This is a genomic window from Streptomyces sp. NBC_01190 (assembly GCF_045039895.1).
Classification (GTDB): domain Bacteria; phylum Actinomycetota; class Actinomycetes; order Streptomycetales; family Streptomycetaceae; genus Actinacidiphila.
This window is the reverse complement of the sequence record NZ_CP108580.1, coordinates 4,105,479-4,129,879: the sequence shown is the minus strand read 5'-3', so window position 1 is coordinate 4,129,879 and position 24,401 is coordinate 4,105,479. Positions and strand designations below refer to the sequence as shown.

Genomic DNA, 24,401 nt, shown 5'->3' with positions numbered 1-24,401 from the left:
TACGGGAGATCAGAGCTTGTTCATTCCGTTGTACGGGCTGACGACCCGGGTCTGGCGGTCGCCGCCGAAGTCGACGAGCATCGCGATTCCGTCCTCGACACCGACGATCCGGCCCAGGCCGTACCTGTCGTGCGAGACGCGGTCTCCCAGCTCGAAACGCTTGGCCGGCGGTGCGACCGGGACGGAGAAGGGGCTTGTCGGCAGGTGGCGCCGGGGCGCGGCAGGTTTAGTCATCGTGTACCCAGTATGCGCTGCCCGGCCGCGAACCGGTCCGTCCCGCAGGCGACGATTACGACTCGATGCCGATCGGGGGCCGACCGAGGGCCGATCGGATCCCGACTCGATGCGCCTCGATCCCGTCCGGCGGCCCCGCCATGGGCCCGTGCCAGGGCTCGCGAGCGGCGGCACGCCGGGGGGACCGGCCACCCGGACAACGGTGCGGGCCGGCTGGGCCATCGGGGGAATGATCAGGGACGCATGGTGCTGACCAGGTCCGCGGTCGAGTTCATGGTGGACTGGATGGTGGGCGCCAGGCTGCTCGACGCGAGCACGAAACCGAGCATCACACAGGTCACCGCGTGACTCGGCTTGAGGGAGCGATTGCGCATGTGCATCGCCGCGAAGAGAAGCAGCAGCAGGACGACGGAGACGGAGACGACCATACGGCGATGGCAGCACGAAATCGGCCATAAGCGGGCGCAACACGCACAAACCGGAGACCCGGACGTTTGTACGTCCGGGCCCCGGCGACGCGCCGAACCGCGCCCGTGCGCGCGGCCCGCTGTCACGCCGGCCCACCCGCTGTCACACCCTCGGTACGGCCGTCACACCTGCGGTACCGCCGTCACGCCGTCACGCCCAGGTGATCAGCCGCTTGGGCTCCTCCAGGATCGCCGCCACGTCCGCCAGCACCCGTGAACCCAACTCGCCGTCGACCAGCCGGTGGTCGAAGGAGAGCGCGAGCGTGGTGACGTGCCGCGCCTTCACCTTGCCCTTGTGCACCCACGGCTGGAGCTTCACCGCGCCGAAGGCGAGGATCGCCGACTCGCCGGGGTTCAGGATGGGCGTACCGGTGTCGATGCCGAAGACACCCACATTGGTGATGGTGACGGTGCCGCCCTGCATGGCGGCCGGCGAGGTCCGGCCCTCGCGTGCGGTGGCGACCAGCTCGCCGAGCGCCGCGGCCAGCTCGGGCAGCGTCTTGTCCTGCGCTTCCTTGATGTTGGGGACGATCAGGCCGCGCGGGGTGGCCGCGGCGATCCCCAGGTTGACGTACGACTTGTGCACGATCTCCTGGTTCGCCTCGTCCCAGGCCGCGTTGACCTGCGGGTTGCGCCGGATGGCGACCAGCAGCGCCTTCGCGACCAGCAGCAGCGGGCTGACCTTGAGGCCGGCGAAGGCCCGGTCCTCCTTCAGCTCCTGGACCAGCCGCATCGTCCGGGTGATGTCGAACGTCACGAACTCGGTCACATGCGGGGCGGTGAAGGCGCTGGCCACCATCGCCTGGGCGGTGGCCTTGCGGACGCCCTTGATGGGGACCCGGGTCTCCCGTGCCGCGGCGGCGCCGACTCCGGCGATCGCGCTGGCCCCGTTGGTACCGGAGGCGCCGTTGACCGCCCCGGCGCCGTTGGCACCGGCCGTACGGCCGAGTCCGCCCGGCACCGGCTCCTGCGTGCTGGGGAGCAGCGCCGGCGGGGAGGCGGCGGCACGGATGTCCTCGCGGGTCACCTCGCCGTGCGTACCGGTGGCCACCACCGTCGCCAGATCGATGCCCAGCTCCTTGGCGAGCTTGCGCACCGGGGGCTTGGCGAGCGGCCGTTCCCCGGTGGGCGCGCCGTTCGCCGGCGCCGCCGCGGGGGCCTGCGGGGAGACGGGAGCGGGAACGGGAGCGACCGGGGGAGCGGCGTCGGACACCGCGCCGCCGCCCGCCGGGCCCTGCGGCTTGCGCGGCCGCCGGGTCGTGGCGGCCTGCGCCACGCCGTAGCCGACCAGCACCGCCTCCCGCTTGGTGGCCGGGGTCGACGGCTCGGGCTCCACCGTCAGGGGCCCGGCGTCCCCCGCCGCCGAAGCGACAGCGGCGGCGGCGCCCTCAGCGCCCTCCGCGGTGCCCCCGGCGCCCTCCCCGGCGTCCACCACGATGATCGCCGTGCCGACGTCCACCGTCGATCCCTCGTCGAAGCGGATCTCGCTGACCACCCCGTCGAACGGGATGGGCAGCTCGACGGCGGCCTTCGCCGTCTCCACCTCGCAGATCACCTGGCCGTCGGTGACCGCGTCACCGACCGCCACGTACCACTTGAGGATCTCCGCCTCGGTCAGTCCCTCGCCGACGTCCGGCATCCTGAATTCGAGGAAGCGCCGCGTCTGTGCGGTCATGGTCGTCACAACCCTCTCCTCAGAACGCCAGCGCGCGGTCGACGGAGTCGAGTACGCGGTCGAGACCTGGCAGATACTCATCCTCCAGCCGGGCCGGCGGATAGGGCGCGTGGAAACCGCCCACCCGCAGCACCGGCGCCTCCAGGTGGTAGAAGGACCGCTCGGTGATCCGGGCGGCGATCTCCGCGCCGGCCCCGTAGAACACCGGCGCCTCGTGCACCACCACCAGCCGGCGGGTCTTCTCCACCGAGGCCTGGATCGTGTCGAAGTCGATCGGCGAGAGCGACCGCAGGTCGAGGACCTCCAGGTCGCGGCCTTCGCCCGCGGCCGCCGCGGCGGCCTCCAGACAGACCTTGACCATCGGCCCGTAGGCGGCGAGCGTCAGGTCCGTGCCGGGCTTGGCGACGACCGCCTTGTGCATGTCGCCGGGGAGCGCGGTGACGTCGACCATGCCCTTGTCCCAGTAGCGGCGCTTCGGCTCGAAGAAGATCACCGGGTCGTCGCACTCGATGGCCTGCTGCAACATCCAGTAGGCGTCCGACGGGTTGGAGGGCGAGACCACCTTGAGCCCGGCGACGTGCGCGAAGAGCGTCTCCGGCGACTCGCTGTGGTGCTCGACCGCGCCGATGCCGCCGCCGTAGGGGATGCGGATGACGACCGGGAGCTTGATCTTGCCCAGCGCCCGGGCGGGCATCTTGGCGAGCTGGGTGACGATCTGGTCGTAGGCCGGGAAGACGAAGCCGTCGAACTGGATCTCCACCACCGGGCGGTACCCGCGCAGCGCGAGCCCGATCGCGGTGCCGACGATGCCGGACTCGGCCAGCGGGGTGTCGATCACCCTGCCCTCGCCGAAGTCCTTGTAAAGGCCGTCGGTGATCCGGAAGACGCCGCCGAGCTTGCCGACGTCCTCCCCCATGATGAGCACCTTGGGGTCGCTCTCCAGCGCCTTCCGCAGCGACTCGTTGAGCGCCTTGGACAGGGCCATCTGGGTGGCGGTGGCCGTCTCGGTCATGTCAGTGCCCCTTCCGGGCGGCGGCCTCGGGACTCGCGGCATGGCCTTCCGTGTCGTCGAAGGAGGCCAGATAGGTGGCGAACTGCGCCCGCTCCTCGTCGACGAGCGCGTGCCCGTCGGCGTAGATGTGCTCGAAGATCGCCATCTTGTCGGGGTTCGGCATCCCCCGTACGCCGTCCCGCACCCGCTTGGCGAGCACGTCGGACTCGGTGGCCAGACCCGCGTAGAAGTCCTCGTCGGCCAGACCCTGCTTGTCGAGGTACGTACGCAGCCGGGCGATGGGGTCCTTGGACTCCCACTGCTCGCGCTCCTCGTCGTTGCGGTAGCGGGTCGGGTCGTCGGTGGTGGTGTGGGCGCCCATCCGGTAGGTGAACGCCTCCACCAGCATCGGGCCCTGGCCGCTGCGCACGTGCTCCAGCGCCGCCCTGGTCACGGCGAGCACCGCCAGCACGTCGTTGCCGTCCACCCGGACGCCGGGGAAGCCGTAGCCGGCCGCCCGCTGGTAGATCGGCACCCGGGACTGCTTCTCGGTCGGCTCCGAGATGGCCCACTGGTTGTTCTGGCAGAAGAACACCACCGGCGCGTTGTAGACGGCCGCGAAGGTGAACGCCTCCGCCACGTCGCCCTGGCTGGACGCGCCGTCGCCGAAGTACGCGATGACCCCGGCGTCCGCGCCGTCCTTGGCGACCCCCATCGCGTAACCGGCGGCGTGCAGCGTCTGCGAGCCGATCACGATGGTGTAGAGGTGGAAGTTGTTCTCGTTGGGGTCCCAACCGCCGTGGTTCACACCGCGGAACATCCCCAGCAGATTGAGCGGGTCGACGTCCCGGGTCCAGGCGACGCCGTGCTCGCGGTAGGTGGGGAAGATGTAGTCGTCGGGGCGGGTGGCCCGGCCGGAACCGATCTGGGCGGCCTCCTGGCCCAGCAGCGAGGCCCACAGCCCCAGCTCACCCTGCCGTTGCAGGGTGATGGCCTCGGCGTCGAAACGGCGGGTCAGCACCATGTCCCGGTACAGGCCCCGCAGCTCTTCCGGCGTCAGGTCGATGGCGTACTCGGCGTGCTCGACGCGCTCGCCCTCCGGGGTCAGCAGTTGCACGAGCCCGGGCTCGTCCCCACGGCGCTTCGCGCCGCCGCGGGTCGGCCTCCGCGCGGCAGTGCTCTTCACGCTCACGTTCACTCCTCCGTCTGTCCGGCCCCCGGGGTCTGCCGGGGAAACCAGTGCGGCTCACCTGGTCCGGCGTTCCGCACGGGGTGTGTGCGGCATGGCCGAACCAGACGTCATGATGCCCCGGCGAACGGCCTGCGAGTACAGACGTTACCTACAAGTTCCACGATCGCGCGCAGCCGTCCTACCTGCGGTTTTGCTTTGATTTCCTAGTAAACGGCGTTCCCGCAGGCCATCGGGACAATCGCACCGTATCCCGAATGCGAAAAGTACGTAAGCGACGGGACACGACCGCGGGCCGCCGGAAGAGGCACGAGGCGCGCCGCGGTGCGAAGCTGGGCAGGTGAGCGAAGAAGGACATATAAGGGTATTCCTCCTCGACGATCATGAAGGGGTCAGACGGGGCGTCCACGCCCTGCTGTCCACCGAGCCCGTCATCGACATCGTCGGCGAGGCGGCGGCCACCGCGGACGCGATGGCCGGCATCGCGAGCACCCACCCCGATGTGGCGGTGCTCGACGTACGGCTGCCGGACGGCTCCGAGGTGGAGATCTGCCGGGAGATCCGCTCCCGCGACCCCTCGGTGAAGTGCCTGATGCTGACGTCCTTCGCGGACGACGAGGCGCTGTTCGACGCGATCATGGCCGGCGCGGCGGGCTATGTGCCGAAGGTGGTCAGGGGCGGTGAGCTGATCGAGGCGGTCAAGCAGGTGGCCGCGGGCACGTCGCTGCTCGATCCGTCGGCCTGCGGGAAGGTGATGGCGCGGCTGCGGGAGGGCGGCACCCGCTGGTCCGGGTCGCCCGGGCCCTCGGGCGGGGACGAACGGCAGCCGGGCGAGATGTCGCGGCAGGAGCTGCGGATGCTGGACCTGATCGGGCAGGGCCGCACCAACCGGCAGATCGGCGAGCGGCTGGACCTGTCGGAGAAGACGGTACGCCGTCGCGTCTCGTCGCTGCTGGCGCGGCTGGGGATGAGGCGGCGGACCCAGGCGGCGGTCTACGTGGCGCGGGCGGCCCGGGGCCGGGGCGGCCGGGGGGCTTGAGGGGGAGCGGGCCCGCGGCGGCCGGGTGGGCCGAGGGCTTGGGGGAGCGCGCCCGTGGTCGTCGGGGGCCGGGGGCTTGGGGGGAGCGCGCCCGCGCGGGTGATCCGCACCGGGGCGCACCGGGGAGCACCGGCCTCGCCGCACCGAGCGGGGGCACGACCACCTGCTTCTTTCGAGCGGGAGCACGGCCTAGCAGGTTCTGATGCCCGCGCGCCACTCCGTCGGGGGGTGATCTCCCGGTGATCTACGCTGAGCCGCGTGACGGGCACGGCATCGGCGCCGCCGCTGACGGCTGTGCTGCGCCGCTATAACGACGCGGGAACCCCACTCACCTGCGAAGCCGTCCCCCGTGGCCTGCTGAACCGGGGCTGGCGGGTGACGACAACGGGTGGCGATTTCTTCCTCAAGCAATACGTGGCGGCGGACACCGCGGTGCCCGGCGTCATCGTCCGCCAGCACCACGCGACCCGCCGGCTGGCATCGCTCGGGCTGCCCATCGCCGCGCCCCTCTCCGACACCCGCGGCGACACCGTGACCCACGCCGACGGCGCCGGCTACGCGCTCTTCCCCTGGATCGAGGGCCGCCACCGCGAAGGCACCGAACTGAGCCCGGCCCAGTCCCGGCGGCTCGGCTCGCTGCTCGGCCGGGTGCACACCGGCCTCGCCCGGGTCCAGCCGGAGCCCCCCGTCCGCCGGCACCCCAGCGCCCACCCGAGCCGTACATACGCCCATATCGACCAGTTATTGGCGCTGGTCCGGGGCAACCGCCCCTACGACGCCTTCGACGCCCTCGCCGAGCACCGCCTGCTGGAGCGCAGGGCCCTGCTGCGGCAGTACGCCCACCGCCGGCCGCCGGACGCCGAGGGGCCGGTGAGCGGCTGGGTGCACGGCGACTTCCACCCGCTCAACCTGCTCTACCGGGGTGAGGAACCGGCCGCGATCGTCGACTGGGACCGGCTCGGCGTACAGCCCCGGGCGGAGGAGGCGGTACGGGCCGCCGCGATCTTCTTCGTACACCCGGTGAGCGGCTGGCTCGATCTGCGGAAGGTGCACGGCTACGCACGGGCGTACCGGCGCGCCGCCCGGGTCGGAGCCGCGGAGATGGCCGGGGCCGTGCACCGGGTGTGGTGGGAGCGGCTCAACGACTTCTGGATGCTGCACTGGCGCTACCAGCGGCGCGACCGCCGCTCCGACCCGCTCTTCCCGGCCGCCTCCGCCCTCGCGGTGTGGTGGACGGAGGAGTACGAGGCGGTGCTCGACGCCTTCGCCGGGTGAGCGGTCGGCGCGGTGGGTGAGCGGCGGGCGACCGGTCACCTCGGGCGGTCGGTCGGCGCCGGGGCTCAGTGGTGGCCCGGCTCAGCCGGCGCCTCAGTCCGCCTCAGGCCGGCTCAGCCGTCGTCGCCGTCACTCAGCCGCCCCCTCAGCCGTCGCCGCCGCCCGTGTCGGCGCCGCCGTCCGTCGGGGTCTCGACCGGGTCCGTCGGCGGTGCCGGCGGCGTCGTGGTGACCGTCGGCGGCGGAGTCGTCGGCGGCTTGGTGGCCGTCTTCGTCGCGGTCGGGGTCGGCTTCGTCGTCGGCTTGGTTGCGGTCGTGCTGGGCGTGGCGGACGGGGTGTCCGTCGCCGTCGCGGTCGGGGTGTCCGTCGTGTTCTCGGTCGGCCCGGTGCTGATCTGGCCGCCGTCGTCATCGCCGGTCGACTCGTCCGTCGGCTGATGGTCGGTGGGCTGACCGGGCTGCTGCGGAGCGGTCGACGGAGGAGTGTCCGAGTGCGTACCGCCGCCGTCGCCGTTGCCGCGCGTGGCCGCGAAGACACCGCCCGCGATGATCACCACCGCGATGACGGCGAAGAGCAGCGGCTTCCACCAGTGGTTGCCGCCCGAGGGCGGCGGCGCGCCGTATCCGTGCACGTCATCGGGGCCGCCGGTGCCGCCCAGGCCCGCCATCAGCGGGAGTCCCAGCTCCGCGGTGTTCCCCGAGCCCTGGCCCAGGCCGCCGTAGGCCACCTGGGTGGGCGCCGTGCCGGCGGGTCCGGGGGCGATCGCGGTGATCGGCCCGGTGTTCCAGCGGCCGCCGGTCCAGCCGCCCTGGTCGGTGAGCGCCTGGTGGGCGTAGCCGACGACGGCGCGCATCTCCTCGGCGCTCTGGAACCGGTCCTCCGGCTGCTTGGCCAGGGCCCGCAGCACCATGCCGTCCAGCTCCGGGGGCACCCGGTTGTTGACCTGGGACGGGATGCGGGGCTGGTCCTGCACATGCTGATAGACCACGGACAGCGGCGTCTCACCGGTGAACGGGGGCCGCAGTGCGAGGAGTTCGTAGAGCAGACAGCCGGTCGCGTACAGGTCGCTGCGGTGGTCGACGGTCTTGCCGAGCGCCTGCTCGGGTGACAGATACTGCGGGGTGCCCATCACCATGCCGGTCTGCGTCATGGTGCTCGCGGCGCCGTGCAGGGCGCGCGCGATGCCGAAGTCCATCACCTTGACCTGACCCGTCGAGGTGATGATCACATTCGCGGGCTTGATGTCGCGGTGCACGATGCCGTGCTGGTGGCTGTAGGCGAGGGCGTCGAGCACACCGGAGACGATCAGCAGCGCCTGGTCGACGGGCGGCGGGGTCGGCCCGGTCAGCAGGTCCTTGATGGTGTGGCCCTCGACCAGCTCCATCACGATGTACGGCACGGTGCCGGTGGCGGTGCGGTCCTCGCCCGAGTCGTAGACGGCGACCACCGCGTGGTGGTTGAGGCCGGCCACCGACTGTGCCTCACGGGTGAAGCGGGCCTTGGAGATCGGATCCTCGGCCAGATCGGTGCGCAGCAGCTTCACCGCGACGGTCCGGCCGAGCCGTACGTCCTCCGCGGCGAACACCTCGGCCATGCCGCCACGGCCGAGCTTGCCGCTCAGCCGGTACCGGCCGTCGCCCACCAGGGATCCCACGCCCCACTGGCCGGAGTTCTCCGACGCCCCGGTGCCGGTGGTCGTCTCGTTCCGGTCGGCCATCAGTCCTCGCCGTCGTTCGTCCATCGGTCCTACGGGCAGCCTTGCCTCTGGTGCGCCACCGTACCGTCTTTTGAGCCACGGATTCATCGCTGTCCACAGGGCCGGCTCCCGGCCGACCGGGCGGCACCCCGAAGGGGCCGCCCACTCCGCCTGTCCCACCGGCCGGTCGGTGCCGCGCGAATTCCGGCGTCCTCCCTCGTACTCCGGCCTCCTCTGTCGTCCTCTGTCGTCCTCTGCCGTACTCCGTCGTATGTTCCGGATGCGTACGCGTATGCGTAGGCCGGGGCGCGGGCGCGGGCGCGGGCGTATGCCTGGAGCGCGGGCGTGGGCTTGAGCGGCCTACAGGTACGGCCCCGACCGGACGCCCTGCTGTTCCTGCTGCTCGTCGTCCTGCGGGGACGCCCCGGGCGGCAGCGCGCGGCGCATCTGCTCCAGTTGAGCGCGGGCCGCCATCTGCTGGGCGAAGAGCGCGGTCTGGATGCCGTGGAAGAGACCTTCGAGCCAGCCCACCAACTGGGCCTGCGCGATCCGCAACTCGGCCTCGCTGGGCACGCTCTCCTCGGTGAACGGCAGCGACAGCCGCTCCAACTCGTCCACCAGCTCGGGCGCGAGGCCCGCTTCGAGCTCCTTCACCGAGCTGGCGTGGATCTCCTTCAGCCGCACCCGGCTCGCCTCGTCCAGAGGCGCCGCCCGCACTTCCTCCAAGAGCTGCTTGATCATGCTGCCGATCCGCATGACCTTGGCCGGCTGCTCGACCATCTCGGTCACCGGGATCTCGCGGGGCTCGTTCCCGCCGTCCCCGTCCCCGCCGGTGACCTTGTCTCCGCCGCCGAGGGCCATACCGTCAGGCCCGACGATCAGAACGCGCTGGTTCTGCGAGCCCGGCTGGTTCTCCGGCGACCGTTCATTCATCGGCATCTCCATACCTCCATTGTCCCGTACCTTCTTGCCGCGCCTGCTCCCGGCAGCCCTTTCGGGCCGCGGCCGGACCGGGCGGGCCGAGGGGGTCCGTTCCGGTCCCGTAGCGGTGGGTCCCGTAGCGGGCGGTGCCCGTACGGGCCGGCGCCGGGGTCGGCGCGGACCCGGGGCCCCGGGCCGGCCCCGGTGGCCCGACCCGCCGACGCGGGGCCGGCGGCCCGTGCGGCCTGTTGTGCGTCCCGTTCCCGAAGAGCCTGCCACGGCGGCGAGTTGGCGCGTCGGCCAGGTCTTCCAGGCTGACCGGCGTCTTCCTGACCGCGGGGCTTCCTGCCGCGCGGGTTATGGCCGCGCGGGTCTACCGGGGGCTTCTGGCCGCTGCCTCCGACTCAAGGGGTGCCGGGAGACCAGTCGCCTGCCGCCTTCGCCGAAGTGCACCCGCCTGTCCTCCTCGGCGGTCGGGCTGCCCGCCGCCAGGGCCGCGACGGCGCCTTGCGCGCCGCTACAACCCCCGCCCTTCGAGTCTCACTCGCATCCGGCCCGCATTCCAGTCGCATCCACGCCGCATCGCCGGATCGCCGCATCGCCGTATCGCCGACGTGAGCTGACGCTTGCCGGGATCCGCTGACGTCTGCTTGTGAGGTAATCGAACAAATGATCGGCGAGCCGGGCTACCGGCCGCGCAGCCGCAGCCCCAGAAAGCCGATTCCGAGCCCGACCATCAGCAGGCCCGCGCCGAGCGGCAGCACCCGCAACGCCCGCTGGACCGGCACCGCCGCGGCGACCGACCGCCCATCGGCCGGCGGCTCGGCCTGGGCCGCCGCCTTGGGCACCGTCGGCGCGTCCGCCGCCACCACGGGCCGTACCGGCTCCCCTCGACCGCGCCCGTACCCGTACCGGGGGTCTCGCGTCATCCGCCGGAGGCGGGCCTCCCAGCGACGGGTGGCGGCATCGGCCGCGTACGGCGTGGCCGAAACCGGCGTACGCGACGAGGGGGGCGAGCCCGGTACACCCGATGGGTGCGGTGCCGTCGGCGCGTCCGCTGATGTCGGCGGACGCGATCCGCCCTGCGGCGGCCCCCCAGAACCGAACCCGCGGCCGGGCCCGGGTTCGGCGGGGGCCGGCGGGGCGGCGGGTCCGTGCTCGGCCGGTACGGGTGCCGCCGGCGGCTGTGCCCCGGGTACGGATTCCGCCGCCACGGGATCGGCGGCCGGCTCTTCGGCGTCAGCGGGTACGGGCCTCGCCGGTGCGGTGGGCGCCGGGCGGCCCGGCGGCGCGGCGGGCTCCTCACCGGGCGTACCAGCCGTCCCGGCGGCGTTTTCGCCATGGGCGCGCGCGGCGAGCGGGCCGGGTGAGGCGGGGGACCCCGGGATCTGCGGCTGCCCTCGCACCAGGCGCTGGGCCGACACCGGCGGCAACTCCTCGGCCGCGGCGGAATTCACCGGCACCACCACGGCACCCGCGGCGAGCAGAAGCAGCGCCCCCGCCCGAAGCCCTGTCCACCTACCCGCTACCACCCACACACCCATCCACCTCCACCAACCCATGTCCCTCCACCCTCACACACCCCACCCTCCCCAGCACCCCGACCACCCCACCAGCGGCCGCGAGCAACCCACTACCCGCCGGTGCCCACCCCCGCCAGCAACAACCCCTTCAGCCCGGTGACAACCCGCGCGTACCCCGTGACCGAGCGCGCCGTTCCTCGCGCCCCTGACGGGCCGCCCCAAAGGGGCGCGAGGAACTGCGCGAACAACCCCCCACCCGCCGGTGGTCCGGCCTCGACAGCGACAACCCCACCCAGCCGGTGCCCACCCCCTGACAGGGCACCCCGAAGGGGCGCGAGGAACTGCGCGAACAACCCACCACCGGCCGGTGGCCCGCCCACAACCGAACCACCCCCAGCGGCCCCGTCCCCGCCGCCAGGCCCAAGCCCAGGCACAAGCCCCCTCACCCCACCTCAAGCACAATCTTCCCAATATGCTCACTGCTCTCCATCAGCCGATGAGCCTCCGCCACCTCCCCCAGCGGCACCACACTGTCCACCACCGGCCGTACCGCCCGCGCAGCGACCAGCGGCCACACATGCTCCCGCACCGCCGCCACGATCGCCGCCTTCTCGTTCAGCGGCCGAGCCCGCAACGTCGTCGCGATGACCGCACCCCGCTTGCTCATCAGCCGGCTCAGATTCAGCTCCGCCTTGGCGCCGCCCATCATGCCGATCACCACCAACCGGCCGTTCACCGCCAACGCCTCGACGTTCCGCGCCAGATACTCCGCCCCGATCACGTCCAGGATGACGTCCGCGCCGTGCGAGCCGAGTTCCGCCACGAAGTCCTGTCCGTGATAGTCGATCAACACCTCGGCGCCCAATTCCGCGCAAGAGCTGAGCTTTCGCGCGTTGCCGGCCGTCACCGCCACCTTCGCGCCGATCGCCCTGCCGAGCTGAATCGCCATGGTGCCGATGCCGCTCGACCCGCCGTGCACCAACAGCGTCTCGCCCGCCCGCAGGTGCGCGATCTGGAAGACGTTCGACCACACCGTCGAGGTGACCTCGGGCAGCGCCGCCGCCGTCACCAGATCGACGCCTTCCGGGCGGGGCAGCAACTGGCCCACCGGCACGGCGACCTTCTCGGCGTAACCACCTCCCGCGAGCAGCGCGCACACCTCGTCGCCGACCGACCAGCCCGCCACCCCGGGGCCGAGCGCGGTGATCCGGCCCGAGCACTCCAGACCCGGATAGGGCGAGGCCCCGGCGGGCGGCTCATAGCGCCCTTGCCGCTGCATGACATCCGCGCGGTTGACGGCCGTAGCCGCCACCTCGACCAGTACCTCGCCCGGGCCCGCCACCGGATCCGCTACTTCCGCCAGGACCGGCGCCTCGGGGCCGCCCGGCTCGGGAATCGTGATCGCTCGCATGCGCCCGACGTTAGCCCCGCCTCCCCCGCACCCGTACGGCGGCACCCTCCCCCACCGGTGCGCCCCCGCGGCCACTCGCCCTGGTTCGGACTGGTTCGGACCGCCGCGACCTTGTGATCAACGCCGCCCGCGGCGAAGCTGATCCGATGACCGGGACCACCACGCAGCCCGTCGACCGGCGACAGCGCGCCGTCGCACTGCTGATCTCCGGTTGCTTCTTCATGGAGAACCTCGACGGCACCATCGTGTCCACCGCCGCCCCGCGGATGGGCGTCGCGCTCGGCGTCTCGGCCACCGCGATCGGTCTGGTCGTCACGGCGTATCTGCTGACGCTCGCCGTACTGATCCCGTTGAGCGGCTGGCTGACCGCCCGCTACGGCGCCCGGCGCGTCCTGCTCTCCGCCATCTGCCTCTTCACCCTGGCGTCGCTCGCCTGCGGCGGTGCCTCCACCCTGGGCGAACTCGTCGCGCTCCGGGTGGTGCAGGGGGTGGGCGGCGCCATGATGGTGCCGGTCGGGCGCATGGTGGCCCTCTCCGGCGTGGCCAAGCCGGACATCCCCCGGATCGTCTCCTACATCGTGTGGCCCGCCCTGCTCGCCCCGGTCGTCGCGCCCCTGCTCGGCGGCGTGATCACGACGTACGCGAGCTGGCGGTGGCTGTTCCTGATCAACGTGCCGCTGGGGGTGGTGGCCTTCGCGGTCGCCTTGCGGCTGATCCGGGGCGGTCCGATGGCGGGGGTCGGCCCGCTGGACTGGGTGGGCCTGGTGTGGACCTCGGCGGGGCTCGGGACGCTGACGTACACCGGGCATCTGCTGTCGCGGAACGGCGGTGCATGGCAGCCGGCCGCGGCGTTCGGAGCGGCCTCGGTGGCGCTGCTGGGGCTGGCGGTACGTCACCTGCTGCGGTCGAATCGGCCGCTGGTCGATCTGGGGACGCTGCGGGTGCCGTCTTTCCGGACGACGGTGTCGAGCGGTTCGTGCTTCTGGCTCGTGGTGGGCGCCGTACCGTTCCTGCTGCCGTTGCTCTTCCAGGAGGTGTTCGGCTGGAGCGCGGTCAAGTCGGGCGCCCTGGTGCTCTTCGTCTTCGTCGGCAACATCGGCATCAAACCGGCGACGACCTCCCTTTTCCTGCGCTTCGGCTACCGGTCGCTGCTGACGGTGTCGGGGGCGACCCTGGCCGCGTCACTGGCGGCCTTCGCCTTTCTGACCGCCGCGACACCCCTCTGGCTGATCGCCGCCCTCGCGACGGTCAGCGGCGCCGCCCGGTCCCTGGGCCTGACCGGCTACGCGGCGCTGGCCTTCGCGGACATCCCCCACCACCGGATGCGCGACGCCAACGTCCTCAACGCCACGGCCACCCAAGCGGCCGCGGGCCTCGGCGTCGCGGCGGCCACGGTCGCCCTCCGCCTCGGCACCCCGCTCACCCACACCCTGCTCGGCCACACCTCCCCATCCCTCTCCTACGCCGCCGCCTTCTGCCTACTGGCCCCACCCGCCCTGATCGCCGCGGCGGGCGCGGCCCGAATGCCGCGCGGAACGGGAGATGCCCTCCGGACACCCGACGCGGCCACCACCACCGACACCGACACCACCCGACGCCCCGAGCCGGCGTCCTCACCCGAGTAACCGCCCAAACGCAACGGCCCCGTCCGTACCCACCCGGGCAGGCGCCTGCAGCACCTTAAGGGCGCGAGGAACCGCGCGCCTAACCACACCGCACCCGCAGACCGCCACCCGCCCAAACGGGCAATTACTGCCGTATCCGACCCACCGGCCCGGCGGCCGGTTACCGTCACCCCCCGGGCAGGGCCCATCACCCACCTTCCCCCCAAGCAAACCCAAGCACCGCCACCTCCACCCCCGCACCAGCGCCCCCCGGCGGCACCACCGCCATACCCTCAGCGGCAGCCAGCCCCCGCAACATCGCCGGGCCCGCGAAGTGCAACGGCCTCGCGGCGGACTCGTCGTCGAAGACGACCGGGACGAGCCGGGTATCGACAGGGTGCCCAGGCACATCCGCGGTGAGCGCCGCCGCGTAAGGAGCCGGCGCGGGCCGGCCGGACAGGGTGCCCAGCAGCGGCGCCACCAGCGTCAGCACCCCGGAAACCGCGGCCAGCGGGTTACCGGGCAGCCCGATGAGAAAGGGCCCCCCACCCTCACCCGCCGCCCGCCCCGCAGGCGCAGCGCCGGCCCTCCTACGCGCCGCCGCACCCGCCCGCCCCCGCCCCGTACCAACCCGGGCCGGCAACTCAGCGACCAGCATCGGGTGCCCCGGACGTACCGCCACCCCGTCCACCAGCAAGCGCGCCCCGATCTCGGCCAGTACGGGATGCACATGATCGACCGGACCGCCCGCGGTCCCCCCCGTAGTGATGATCAGATCGGCCGAACTGCCGACCATCGCCTCCCGCAGCGCACCGGCATCGTCCACGAGCCGCCGTACCGAGGTCACCTCGGCGCCCAACGCGCCCAGCCACGGCGGCAGCATCGGTCCGAGCGCGTCCCGTACCCGGCCCTGCCGTGGCAACCCGCGGTCGAGCAACTCATCGCCCAGCACCAGCAACTCCACCGTCGGCCGGGCGGTGACCGTCAACTCGTCGTAACCAGCCGCCGCCGCCAAACCCAGCACCGCCGGGCTCACCACGGTGCCGGCCGGCAGCAACTCCTCACCGATCCCGCACTCCTGCCCCCGCCGCCGCACCTCCTGACCCGGTCGCGGTGCGAACCGCCGCTCCCGGACCCGCAGCCACTCACCGTCGGCGCGGTGTTCGGTCCGGCCATGCTCGCTGCGGAGTACGGCGACCGTGCCGGGCGGCAGGAGCGCGCCGGTGGCGATATGGGCGGCGTGGCCGTCCGACAGCGGGTCCGCCTCGTGCTCCCCGGCGAGCTGGCGGCCCTTCAGCCGCCACGGACCGGTCCCGGCCACCGCCCAGCCGTCCATCGCGGAGGAGTCGAACGGGGGCAGGTCGGTGAGCGCCACCAGCCCCTGAACCAGCGCCGTCCCGATCACCTCCCCGCCCAGCGGCCGCACGTGGGCGGGGAGCCGACGCGCCGCTTGCCGCGCGATCCGCCGGGCCTCCGGCCAGGAGACGTCTTGAGCGTGGTGTCCGCGCTCATGGCCGTGCTCGTGGCCGTGCGCTGGCCGGTTCCCGCGCTCGTGGCGGCCGGAGGGCTCCGGGTCAGCGGCGAGGTCGCTGTCCGCACCCTGGCCCGCCGGGGCGGCGGCGGCCGGGGGGACAGACGCCCGGGCGAGCTCCTCCTGGCCATGCCGCAACGCCACCGCGAGCGGATCCGTCGGCGCCGGGCGGGGCGGCCGTGGCGGGGCCGCCGGGCGCGAGGGGCGGGTCGCGGAGGGCTGCGGCGGGCGACCAGTGGCCGCCGACGGCGGGATGCCCAGGCCGAGGGCCACGGTCAGCGGGTCGTTGGCGGCGGGACGCCTCCGGTCAGGGGCGTCGTCCCGCCGGTCGTTGGCCAGCGCGAGGGCGTCGTCCAGGGCGCGGTCGGCGGCGTCACCGCCCGAACCGGTCATCCCGCCGGTTCCGCTTCGGCGCCGGCCTTCTCACTCGGCCCCGTCTGCCCGGTCCGCGCTGTCCGCCCCGTCTGACCGTCCGGCTCCGCGCTCTCGGCCGCCGCCGCCCAGCGCTGAGCCAGGGCCACGGCCTTGGCCGCCGCCTCCCGTACGGCGTCCGGCCCGCCCCCCGTGCTCGCCGCCGCGTAACCCACCAGGAAGGTGGTCAACGGCGCGGCCGGCCGGGCGACCCCGTGCGCGGCGTCCCGGGCCAGATCGAGCAGGACGCCGGTGTCCACGTCCAGCTCGATACCCAGTTCGGTCTTGGCTGCTGCGATCCATTCGTCCAACACAAGCCCCATGGTCTCCGATCCGTGGCTCGTCCGAGGGCAGGCTCACCCCTCGGAGGCGGTATCCAGCCGGGCCCGCGCCGCCGCGACGTCCGCCCAGGTGTCGCAGTCGAAGGTCGCCTCACCCGTCGGATCCGCGATCCGCCGCAGCTCCAGCTCGCCAGTCAGCAACCGCAGCGGCAGCCCGGCCAGACCACCGTGCTCGGCCCGCAGCAGGGCGAGTTCGCGCCGCAACGGCTCGATCCGATACGCCGCCGCCAACGGCTGATCCCGCCCGTCGCCATCCACCAGCAGCACGCCATCGCCCCCGGCCGCTGCCCCCTCCCGGTCGTCCGGCTCCCCGGTCAGCGTGTCGACCAGCGCGTGCACGGTGTCCGCCGCCAAGAACGGCAAATCGGCGGCGAGCACCAACACCACCCCGGACCGCCCAGCCCCGAGCCCCGCCAGCCCGGCCGCGAGCGCGGGCAACGGACCACCACCGGCCGGCTCCTCCCGGGCCCACCCCACCGGCCGAGCCGTCGGCCGACGCGGCCCCACAACCACCGTGCTGCCCGCGCCCGCGCACGCCGCCAGCACCCGATCAAGCAGCATCCGACCGCCAACCGACAGCGCCGGCTTGTCGACCCCCCCAAGCCGCCTCCCCGCACCCCCGGCAAGCACCACCGCGTCGTAGCTCCTCGTCATACCCGCGAGTATCCCCTCACCCACCGACACCCCCAGCGACCCCTTGCCCCCGCCAATCGAGCCCCCGGCCACCCCCAACGTGCCCCGACCGGCGATCCCGTAGCCACCGCGACCGTCACCGCCCCAGCCGTCATCGATCGCAACCCGGCCGGATACCACCCACCGCCGAACCCGCCGCGCACGTACCCACAAACGTCCCCCCACCACCCGCCGATACGCCCGCTCTCCCACACGGCCACCAACGCCACCACCAGTGAAACCGGTCAAGCCAAGAGTCGCCCCCCGGCGGACCCGGTACAGCCCGCCCAGGCCGGCCAGCCCGCCCAGCCCGTACCGCCGGTGCAGCCGGCCCCCGCCGCACCGGCGGCGCGGCCGGTACGGCGGGACCCCCGTCGGTCACACGGCAGCCAGCAGCACCGCCGGGTTCTCGACGCAATCAGCGACGAACCGCAGGAAGCCGCCCGCGACGCCGCCGTCGCACACCCGGTGGTCGAAGGTGAACGAGAGCTGCACCACCTGCCGTACCGCCAACTCCCCTCGATACACCCACGGCTTGGGCACGATCCGGCCGATCCCGAGCATCGCGGCCTCCGGGTGATTGATGATCGGCGTGGAACCGTCCACCCCGAACACCCCGTAGTTGTTCAAGGTGAAGGTCCCACCGGTCAACTCCCCCGGCGTCAACACCCCTTCCCTCGCCGCCCGCGTCAACCGGCCGATCTCCGCCGACAGCCCCGCCGTGCTCCTGGACCCCGCGTCCCTGACCACCGGCACCACCAGCCCGCGCTCGGTCTGCGCTGCGAAGCCGAGGTGTACGGCCGGCAGCCGCACGATCTCGTTCCGCTCGGTGTCCACCGTCGCGTTCAACTCCGGGTGCCGGGCAAGCGCCGCCGTGGTGATCCGGGCCAGCAGCGCGAGTACCGATATCCGCTCGGCCCCCGCCCCCTGTCCGGCCGCGTTCATCGCCGCCCGCACCGCGAGCAGTTCGGTGGCGTCCGCGTCCACCCAGCAGGTCGCCTCCGGGATCTCCCGGCGGCTGCGCGCCAGCTTCTCGGCGACGGCGCCCCGTATGCCACGCAACGGAATCCGCTCGGCACCGTCCTGCGTCCTCACCTGGCCCACCGGCTTCCCGACGCCGACCGTCGGCGCCTCCGATACCTCCCCGTCGACCTCACGCGCCGCCGCCCGCTCGACATCCGCCCGCAGAATCAGCCCGTCCGGACCACTCCCGCTCACCCTGCGCAGATCCAGCCCGCGCTCCCGGGCCAACCGCCTCACCAACGGCGATATCACCGCCACCGGCCCGTCCTGAGGACCACCGTCCTGCGGAGAACCGTGCCGACGGCCGTGCGGGCCGACCTCCGGCGCCAAGGTCCCGGCGGACGGGTCATCCGCTGCCCCGCCTGTGGGCCCAGACTCCGGCAACGGCCTCCGCACGGACGGCCCCCGGCCGGTCCGGGCGCCCCCGACATCCGGGCCGAGGGCATCCGGACCGGCGACAATCTCGCCGCCGACAGCCGACCCGATGGCGGCCGCGCCGCCGGCAGGCAGACCGAAGGCATCGGTCCTGCTGACGGTCGGATCACCTGCCGGCGTGCCCGAGGTGGCCGAACCGCCACCATGCGCGCCGCCGACAGCCGGGCCCCGGGCAGGCAGCCCGGTGCCGACCTGACCGGCCGCGGGCGGACCGTCCAGTGGCGACCCCGAGGGTGACCGCCCCGGCAGCGGCGGATCCTGGCGCACCCGGCCGTTGACCGAACCCGGCACCCCCGAGGCCCCCGTCTCCCCGTGCCCCGTCGCCGCGCTGACCGGCCGTACCCGGTTGCGCCGCCGCGCCACCGCCGGACCCGTGCCATAACCGACCAGGACATTGCCGGAGCCCTCGTCGGCGGAAGCGCCCGAACCGCCCGCGCCGGTCCCGGCGTCCTGGCTCCTGCCGCCGCTCGACCCGTCCGACCCGTCCAGTCCGCCAGACCGCCCCGACCCGGCGGGACCGCCCGACCCACCGGACCTACCGGACCTGCCCGACCCACCGGACCCACCGGACCCGCCCGATCCACCGGACCCGTCAGAACTCTCAGAGCCGACCGCCACCGTGACCAGCGGGCGCCCGACCGCGAGGCTCTCCCCCTCCTCCCCATAACGGGCGGTGACCACTCCGCCGTAGGGGCAGGGCACTTCCACCACCGCCTTGGCGGTCTCCACCTCGACCACGGGCTGGTCGATCGCCACCACTTCGCCGACCTCCACCAGCCACCGGACGATCTCCGCCTCGGTGAGCCCTTCGCCCAGATCGGGAAGGGTGAACTCCTTGACGACGGCCATCACTCCTCCTCCCACTGGAGCCGGCCCACAGCGTCCAGCACACGGTCGACCCCGGGCAGGTGGTGTCGTTCCAACATCGGCGGCGGGTAGGGGATGTCGAACCCGGCGACCCTCAGCACCGGCGCCTCCAGGTGGTGGAAGCACCGCTCGGTGATGCGGGCCGCTATCTCGGCGCCGACCCCGCCGAAGCCGGACGACTCGTGGACCACGACCGCGCGCCCCGTGCCCCGCACCACCGCGGCGACCGTCTCCTCGTCGAATGGGACCAGGCTCCGCAGGTCCACCACGCCCAGGTCCCAGCCCTCCTCCTTCGCCGCCTCGGCCGCCTCCAGGCAGACCGGCACCGAGGGGCCGTAGGTGACGAGGGTGGCGGTGCGTCCGGTGCGCCGGACCACGGCCTTGCCGATCGGTGCCACCTCGGCGGGCGCCTGCGGCGACCAGTCGGCCTTCGACCAGTACAGCCGCTTCGGTTCCAGGAAGACGACCGGGTCGTCGGAGGCGATGGCCGCTCGCAGCAGCCCGTAGGCGTCCTCCACCGTCGCCGGGGTGACCACGTGCAGCCCGGGGGTGTGCGCGTAGTACGCCTCGGAGGAGTCGCTGTGGTGCTCGACGCCGCCGATGCCGCCGCCGTAGGGGATGCGGATGGTGATCGGCAGCGGCAGGGCGCCACGGGTCCGGTTGCGCATCTTGGCGACATGGCTGACGAGTTGCTCGAAGGACGGGTAGGCGAAGGCGTCGAACTGCATCTCGACCACCGGCCGCAGCCCGTACATCGCCATGCCGACCGCGGTGCCGAGGATGCCGGCCTCGGCGAGGGGGGTGTCGGTGCAGCGCTCCTCGCCGAACTCCTTGGCCAGGCCGTCGGTGATCCGGAAGACCCCGCCCAGGGTGCCCACGTCCTCACCGAGCACGTGGACCGACGGATCGGCCCTCAGGGCGTCCCGCAGCGCCTGGTTGAGTGCCTGCGCCATGGTCGCGGGTTTGCGGGCGGTCTCGGCCGGGCGGTCGGCCGCCCGGGTGACGGTGGTCATGACTGCCGCTCCGCTTCCAACTCGGCCCGCAACTGGGCTTCCTGCTGGCGCAGTTGCTCGGTCGGCCGGTCGTAGACGTGTGCGAAGAGCTCCATCGGGTCGAGCGCCGGCGTGGCGTGCATGCTCTCCCGCAGCGCGGCGGCCATCGTCTCGGCCTTGTCGGTGGTGGTGCGCCGCAGGTCGTCGTCGAGCAGTCCGCGGCCGGTCAACTCGCGTTCCAGCAGGGCGATCGGGTCGTGTGCCCGCCAGGCTGCCACCTCGTCGTCCTCCCGATACCGCGTGGCGTCGTCCGCGTTGGTGTGGGCGTCGATCCGGTAGGTGATCGCCTCCACCAGGGTGGGTCCGCCGCCGGCGCGGGCCCGGTCGAGGGCGGCGGTGAGCACCTCGTGCACGGCCGCCACATCGTTGCCGTCCACCAGCCGGCCCGGCATTCCGTACCCGACGGCCTTGTGGGCGATGGTCGGGGCCGCGGTCTGCTTCGCCAGCGGGACGGAGATGGCGAAGCCGTTGTTCTGCACCAGGAAGACCACCGGCGCCCGCCACACCGCCGCGAAGTTCAGCGCCTCGTGGAAGTCGCCCTCACTGGTGCCGCCGTCACCGACCAGGGCGAGGGCCACCACGTCGTCGCCGCTGAGCCGGGCGGCGTGGGCGAGTCCGACGGCGTGCGGCAACTGGGTGGCGAGCGGGGTGCTGAGCGGGGCCACCCTGACCGCGCGCGGGTCGTATCCGGTGTGCCAGTCCCCGCGGAGCAAGGTGAGCGCCTGCACCGGGTCCACCCCGCGGGCGGCCACGGCGAGGGCGTCTCGATAGCTGGGGAAGAGCCAGTCCTGCGGCCGCAGGGCGAGCGCCGCCGCGATCTGGCACGCTTCCTGACCGGTGCTGGAGGGGTAGACGGCGAGCCGGCCCTGCTTGGTCAGCGCGGTGGCCTGCTGATTGAACCGCCGGCCGCGGACGAGCTGGCCGTACAGCGTCCGCAGCAGCTCGGGGTCGAGCCGGGCGGCGTCGGGGGTGCCGAGCAGCCGGTAGGGCTCCTGGTCGGGCAGCAGCGGCGCGGCATCGGTGCGGGGGCGCCAAGCAGGGGTGTCCAGCACGGTCATCGCAAGCACCTCCTCGTGATCGTGACCGACGTTCGGTCGGGCGAGAGCGGGTTTCGCTCTCCCAACCGATTGTTCGGTCGTCGGAGGCATTTTGGCTACAGGGTGGTTTCGCCTGTGGACAAACGGTTCTGCACAGCCTGAGATGGTGCCAGGACGTCCATGGTATGGAGCTTTCGGGGGATGGCGAGCGAACAGATGGCCGATGAGGAACCGGCGGTCCGACCTCTGGACCCCATCGACCGCAGAATTCTGCGGTTGCTCCAGGAGGACGGACGGGCCTCGATACGCTCCGTGGCCGAGCGTGTGCACGTATCGAGGGCCAACGCGTACGCCCGGATCAACCGGCTGATCGAGGACGGAGTCATCCGAGGTTTCACCGCCCGGGTCGACCATGAGCGAGCCGGGCACGGACTGTCGGCGTACATCACCCTCAAGATCGTGCAGAACTCGTGGCGAACCGTCCGGGAAAAACTCATCACTCTTCCGGGTGTTGTGCACATTGCCCTGGTGAGCGGCGATTTCGATGTGCTTCTGCTGGTGCACACCGTGGACAACCGCAGTCTGCGCGAGTTGGTCCTGACCCGGCTCCAGGCGATAGAAGAGGTGCTCAGCAGCCGTACGCTGCTGGTCTTCGAGGAGACGGACCTGGTCGTCGGCGAATGAGGCCGACCTGCCGCCGAAGTCCGGATCAGGCCCGGCCGCCCGACCCGAAAACCGGGCCCGCCGCTCCGAAAAAACGCCGGAACGTTTCCGCACCACGCCGCACGTCCCGGAAATTCACCCGGTCCGCCTTCGCCTGTCCGAGTGAGCGGCACCCCTGGTCACCGCCCGGAGGCGGACCCGACCGGCCACGGCCCCGGCAAGAGACCGAGCGGTCAGGTCCGGAGTCCGTCGAAGGCGAGCCGCACCACCGCGTCGGCGACCTGGACGTCGTCAACATCGCCCTTGCCATCGGGCCGGTACCACTCCACGATCGAATTGATCATCCCGAACAGCAGCCTCGTGGCGAGCCTGGCCTCGACGTCCCCGCGCAGATCGCCCTCGGCCACCGCGGCCTTGAGCAGCGCCGACACCCGCTGGTCGAACTCCCTGCGGCGCTCCATCGCCCACCGCTCGGTGCCCGTGTTGCCCCGCACCCGCAACAGCAACGTGACGTAGGGGAGTTCCGCCATCAGCACCTGGGTCGTGCGCCGGGTCACGTGCTCAAGGCGTACGACAGCGCGCCCTTGGCGCGCGCCGGGCTCCTCCAGGATGCCGAACAGACCCTCCAGCGCCCGGCCGACCGCCCTGTTGAGCAGTTCCTCCTTGCCGCGCACATGGTGGTAAATGGAGGACTTGGAGATGCCCGCCGCGCGTGAGAGGTGCTCCATCGAAGTGCCGTCGTAACCACGCTCGTTGAAGACCTCCACCGCGACGGCGAGAAGCGAGTCGGGCGTATAGGTGTCGCGCTTGGACATGGTCATGAGGAGATCACATCTTCGGCCGCGGCCGCACGCGATCGCAGCTCCGGGCAGGGCGCATAACGCCCGGTGGGGTACCAGTCGTGCAAGGCGTCCAGGAGACCGCGGACAAAGGACGCGGAAAGGCGCTCGCCCCACTCCAGCGGACCGACCGGATAGTTGACGCCCATCCGCATCGCGGTGTCCACGTCCTGGGTGGACGCCACCTCTCTGGCGACCGCGTCCACCGCCAAGTCCACCAGCATGGCGACCGTCCGTGCCACCACCATTCCGGGCACATCCTTGATGACGCTCACCTTCTTGCCCATCGCCTGGAAGAGGCCCGTCGCCTGGGACACCGCGTCGGCGCTCGTCCCCGCGGCGGGCGCGAGGCCGATCCGGGTGGCAGCGCGGTAGTCGAGCGCCAGGTCGAACTGGACGGCTGCCCCTCCCGGCGGACGCCCGTCGGCCAGGTGAAGGCTCGTGCCGACAGGGAGGACGATGGCCCCCCGCGCGGCCGGCTCCCTGCGTACCTCAACGCCGGACTCCTCGGCGAGCGCCGCGAGTTCACGCGCCGGCCCGAGGTCGCCCTCGACCGTGATGAACGACGGCGCGGCCACGGGCTCGGCGGTCCGCGGCTCGGGCCCCGCTGCGCCCTCCTGGTAGGAGAACCAGCCGCGGCCGGTCTTCCGGCCGAGCCGCCCCGACTCCACCAACCGGCGCTGGGCCAGGGACGGGGTGAACTTGGGATCGCGGAAGAACGCCTCCCACACCGAACGGGTGACGGCCTCGTTGACGTCCTGGCCGATCAGGTCCATGAGCGCGAAGGGCCCCATGGGGAAGCCGCCGCTCTCGCGCAGCAGCGCGTCAATAGTGGCGGGATCGGCCGCCCGCTCCTCATGGACGCGCAATGCCTCGGCGTAGAAGGGGCGCGCGATCCGATTGACCAGGAAGCCGGGGGTGTCGGAGCAGCGCACCGGGACCTTCCTCCAGGCGGCGGCCGTCGCGTAGGCCACGTCGACCGCGCCCGGGTCGCTGGCCGCGCCCGCGACGACCTCGACCAGCGGCAGAAGGGGCGCCGGGTTGAAGAAGTGCAGGCCGACAAGGCGGCCGGGCAGGCGGAGCGCCCCGGCGACGGCGGTGACGGAGAGTGAGGAGGTGTTGGTCGCCAGCAGGCATCCGTCGCCCACCACCGCCTCCAGTTCGGCGAAGAGGCGCCGCTTGACGGCCAAATCCTCCACCACGGCTTCCACCACCAGCCCCGCGCCGGCGAGATCCGCGATGCCTTCGGCGGCCGAGAGCCGGGCGAGCGCAGTCTTCATCTCCTCAGCCCCGAGGCGGCCCTTGGCCACCAGCCTGTCAAGGCGGCCCGCCACAGCGTCCGCGGCGCCCCTGGCCTGCCCGGGAGCGGCGTCGTGCAGCAGCACAGGATGGCCCGCCAGCAGCGCGACCTGCGCGATCCCCTGGCCCATGGTGCCCGCGCCGACAACGCCCACGACGCCGTCCCGGTCAAGTGCGCTCACGGTGTTACGACTCCCAGCCCGGGT

At 72.8% G+C, this 24,401-nt stretch carries 19 protein-coding genes and 2 pseudogenes; 4 read left to right on the top strand and 17 right to left on the bottom strand.

The window, feature by feature from the left end; all coding sequences use genetic code 11:
• Positions 1 to 9 precede the first annotated feature (9 nt).
• The 5 genes from OG519_RS17210 to pdhA (OG519_RS17190) all read right to left on the bottom strand — a co-directional run bounded on the left by OG519_RS17210 (position 10) and on the right by pdhA (OG519_RS17190) (position 4,559).
• A complete protein-coding gene (locus OG519_RS17210) occupies positions 10 to 234 on the bottom strand; it encodes a hypothetical protein (protein ID WP_405584330.1) in 225 nt (74 codons plus the stop codon).
• 233 nt (positions 235 to 467) lie between these two features.
• Positions 468 to 662: a hypothetical protein gene (locus OG519_RS17205; RefSeq protein WP_405584327.1), complete on the bottom strand. Its 195-nt coding sequence runs from the start codon at positions 660 to 662 to the stop codon at positions 468 to 470.
• Between the two features lie 190 nt (positions 663 to 852).
• Positions 853 to 2,385, bottom strand: coding sequence for a dihydrolipoamide acetyltransferase family protein (locus OG519_RS17200; RefSeq protein WP_405584325.1), 1,533 nt, complete (start codon positions 2,383 to 2,385; stop codon positions 853 to 855).
• Between the two features lie 10 nt (positions 2,386 to 2,395).
• On the bottom strand, positions 2,396 to 3,388 hold the full coding sequence (locus OG519_RS17195; protein ID WP_405584322.1) for an alpha-ketoacid dehydrogenase subunit beta: 993 nt from the start codon (positions 3,386 to 3,388) through the stop codon (positions 2,396 to 2,398).
• A 1-nt stretch (position 3,389) separates the two neighbouring features.
• The gene (gene pdhA, locus OG519_RS17190) at positions 3,390 to 4,559 is read right to left on the bottom strand and encodes a pyruvate dehydrogenase (acetyl-transferring) E1 component subunit alpha (protein ID WP_405584319.1); all 1,170 of its coding nucleotides are present in this window, start codon (positions 4,557 to 4,559) and stop codon (positions 3,390 to 3,392) included.
• Positions 4,560 to 4,896: 337 nt separating this feature from the next.
• Between pdhA (OG519_RS17190) and OG519_RS17185 the strand changes: the two genes are divergently transcribed.
• Both OG519_RS17185 and OG519_RS17180 read left to right on the top strand, forming a co-directional pair.
• Positions 4,897 to 5,595, top strand: a complete 699-nt coding sequence (locus tag OG519_RS17185; RefSeq protein WP_405584317.1) for a response regulator — start codon at positions 4,897 to 4,899, stop codon at positions 5,593 to 5,595.
• Positions 5,596 to 5,853: 258 nt separating this feature from the next.
• Positions 5,854 to 6,870: a phosphotransferase gene (locus OG519_RS17180; protein ID WP_405584315.1), complete on the top strand. Its 1,017-nt coding sequence runs from the start codon at positions 5,854 to 5,856 to the stop codon at positions 6,868 to 6,870.
• A gap of 145 nt (positions 6,871 to 7,015) precedes the next feature.
• Here OG519_RS17180 and OG519_RS17175 read toward each other — a convergent pair whose 3' ends face one another.
• The 4 genes from OG519_RS17175 to OG519_RS17160 all read right to left on the bottom strand — a co-directional run bounded on the left by OG519_RS17175 (position 7,016) and on the right by OG519_RS17160 (position 12,421).
• Positions 7,016 to 8,587 (bottom strand): protein kinase domain-containing protein, encoded by a 1,572-nt coding sequence (locus OG519_RS17175; protein ID WP_405584312.1) that lies wholly within the window; start codon positions 8,585 to 8,587, stop codon positions 7,016 to 7,018.
• A gap of 339 nt (positions 8,588 to 8,926) precedes the next feature.
• A complete protein-coding gene (locus OG519_RS17170; RefSeq protein ID WP_405584310.1) occupies positions 8,927 to 9,511 on the bottom strand; it encodes a bacterial proteasome activator family protein in 585 nt (194 codons plus the stop codon).
• A 662-nt stretch (positions 9,512 to 10,173) separates the two neighbouring features.
• Positions 10,174 to 10,416 (bottom strand): hypothetical protein, encoded by a 243-nt coding sequence (locus OG519_RS17165; RefSeq protein ID WP_405584307.1) that lies wholly within the window; start codon positions 10,414 to 10,416, stop codon positions 10,174 to 10,176.
• A gap of 1,036 nt (positions 10,417 to 11,452) precedes the next feature.
• A complete protein-coding gene (locus OG519_RS17160) occupies positions 11,453 to 12,421 on the bottom strand; it encodes an NAD(P)H-quinone oxidoreductase (RefSeq protein ID WP_405584306.1) in 969 nt (322 codons plus the stop codon).
• 146 nt (positions 12,422 to 12,567) lie between these two features.
• Here OG519_RS17160 and OG519_RS17155 point away from each other — a divergent pair, with 146 nt between their 5' ends.
• Entirely contained in the window at positions 12,568 to 14,046 is a 1,479-nt protein-coding gene (locus OG519_RS17155; protein WP_405584304.1) for an MFS transporter, read from the top strand.
• 187 nt (positions 14,047 to 14,233) lie between these two features.
• Here OG519_RS17155 and OG519_RS17150 read toward each other — a convergent pair whose 3' ends face one another.
• The 6 genes and pseudogenes from OG519_RS17150 to pdhA (OG519_RS17125) all read right to left on the bottom strand — a co-directional run bounded on the left by OG519_RS17150 (position 14,234) and on the right by pdhA (OG519_RS17125) (position 21,415).
• Positions 14,234 to 15,949 carry a molybdopterin molybdotransferase MoeA gene (locus OG519_RS17150; RefSeq protein WP_405584301.1) on the bottom strand — a complete coding sequence of 572 codons (1,716 nt, stop codon included), beginning with the start codon at positions 15,947 to 15,949 and terminating at the stop codon, positions 14,234 to 14,236.
• Positions 15,946 to 16,962, bottom strand: a pseudogene (locus OG519_RS17145) (NTP transferase domain-containing protein). Before OG519_RS17145 ends, OG519_RS17150 begins: the two are co-directional and overlap by 4 nt.
• A 396-nt stretch (positions 16,963 to 17,358) precedes the next feature.
• Positions 17,359 to 18,729 (bottom strand): 2-oxo acid dehydrogenase subunit E2, encoded by a 1,371-nt coding sequence (locus OG519_RS17140; protein WP_405592787.1) that lies wholly within the window; start codon positions 18,727 to 18,729, stop codon positions 17,359 to 17,361.
• A 387-nt stretch (positions 18,730 to 19,116) separates the two neighbouring features.
• A pseudogene (locus OG519_RS17135) lies at positions 19,117 to 19,287 on the bottom strand (biotin/lipoyl-containing protein); the annotation flags it as partial.
• A complete protein-coding gene (locus OG519_RS17130) occupies positions 19,287 to 20,318 on the bottom strand; it encodes an alpha-ketoacid dehydrogenase subunit beta (protein ID WP_405584298.1) in 1,032 nt (343 codons plus the stop codon). The pseudogene OG519_RS17135 and the gene OG519_RS17130, both read right to left, overlap by 1 nt.
• Entirely contained in the window at positions 20,315 to 21,415 is a 1,101-nt protein-coding gene (pdhA, locus tag OG519_RS17125) for a pyruvate dehydrogenase (acetyl-transferring) E1 component subunit alpha (protein WP_405584295.1), read from the bottom strand. The genes OG519_RS17130 and pdhA (OG519_RS17125) overlap by 4 nt, the downstream gene beginning before the upstream one ends.
• Positions 21,416 to 21,595: 180 nt before the next feature.
• On the opposite strand from pdhA (OG519_RS17125), the gene OG519_RS17120 reads away from it, so the two are divergent.
• Complete coding sequence (locus OG519_RS17120) at positions 21,596 to 22,078, top strand: Lrp/AsnC family transcriptional regulator (protein WP_405584292.1); 483 nt, start codon at positions 21,596 to 21,598, stop codon at positions 22,076 to 22,078.
• A gap of 212 nt (positions 22,079 to 22,290) precedes the next feature.
• Here the strand turns inward: OG519_RS17120 and OG519_RS17115 are convergent, their stop codons facing one another.
• Both OG519_RS17115 and OG519_RS17110 read right to left on the bottom strand, forming a co-directional pair.
• Positions 22,291 to 22,878 (bottom strand): TetR/AcrR family transcriptional regulator, encoded by a 588-nt coding sequence (locus OG519_RS17115; protein ID WP_405584289.1) that lies wholly within the window; start codon positions 22,876 to 22,878, stop codon positions 22,291 to 22,293.
• Complete coding sequence (locus OG519_RS17110; protein ID WP_405584287.1) at positions 22,875 to 24,377, bottom strand: 3-hydroxyacyl-CoA dehydrogenase; 1,503 nt, start codon at positions 24,375 to 24,377, stop codon at positions 22,875 to 22,877. Before OG519_RS17110 ends, OG519_RS17115 begins: the two co-directional genes overlap by 4 nt.
• Positions 24,378 to 24,401 lie beyond the last annotated feature (24 nt).

Bases quoted from the DNA above. Each gene is read 5' to 3' on its own strand.
- OG519_RS17210 (WP_405584330.1), bottom strand. From the start codon at position 234: ATGACTAAACCTGCCGCGCCCCGGCGCCACCTGCCGACAAGCCCCTTC.
- OG519_RS17205 (WP_405584327.1), bottom strand. From the start codon at position 662: ATGGTCGTCTCCGTCTCCGTCGTCCTGCTGCTGCTTCTCTTCGCGGCG.
- OG519_RS17195 (WP_405584322.1), bottom strand. From the start codon at position 3,388: ATGACCGAGACGGCCACCGCCACCCAGATGGCCCTGTCCAAGGCGCTC.
- OG519_RS17175 (WP_405584312.1), bottom strand. From the start codon at position 8,587: ATGGCCGACCGGAACGAGACGACCACCGGCACCGGGGCGTCGGAGAAC.
- OG519_RS17170 (WP_405584310.1), bottom strand. From the start codon at position 9,511: ATGGAGATGCCGATGAATGAACGGTCGCCGGAGAACCAGCCGGGCTCG.
- OG519_RS17165 (WP_405584307.1), bottom strand. From the start codon at position 10,416: ATGACGCGAGACCCCCGGTACGGGTACGGGCGCGGTCGAGGGGAGCCG.
- OG519_RS17160 (WP_405584306.1), bottom strand. From the start codon at position 12,421: ATGCGAGCGATCACGATTCCCGAGCCGGGCGGCCCCGAGGCGCCGGTC.
- OG519_RS17155 (WP_405584304.1), top strand. From the start codon at position 12,568: ATGACCGGGACCACCACGCAGCCCGTCGACCGGCGACAGCGCGCCGTC.
- OG519_RS17150 (WP_405584301.1), bottom strand. From the start codon at position 15,949: ATGACCGGTTCGGGCGGTGACGCCGCCGACCGCGCCCTGGACGACGCC.
- OG519_RS17130 (WP_405584298.1), bottom strand. From the start codon at position 20,318: ATGACCACCGTCACCCGGGCGGCCGACCGCCCGGCCGAGACCGCCCGC.
- pdhA (WP_405584295.1), bottom strand. From the start codon at position 21,415: ATGACCGTGCTGGACACCCCTGCTTGGCGCCCCCGCACCGATGCCGCG.
- OG519_RS17120 (WP_405584292.1), top strand. From the start codon at position 21,596: ATGGCGAGCGAACAGATGGCCGATGAGGAACCGGCGGTCCGACCTCTG.
- OG519_RS17115 (WP_405584289.1), bottom strand. From the start codon at position 22,878: ATGACCATGTCCAAGCGCGACACCTATACGCCCGACTCGCTTCTCGCC.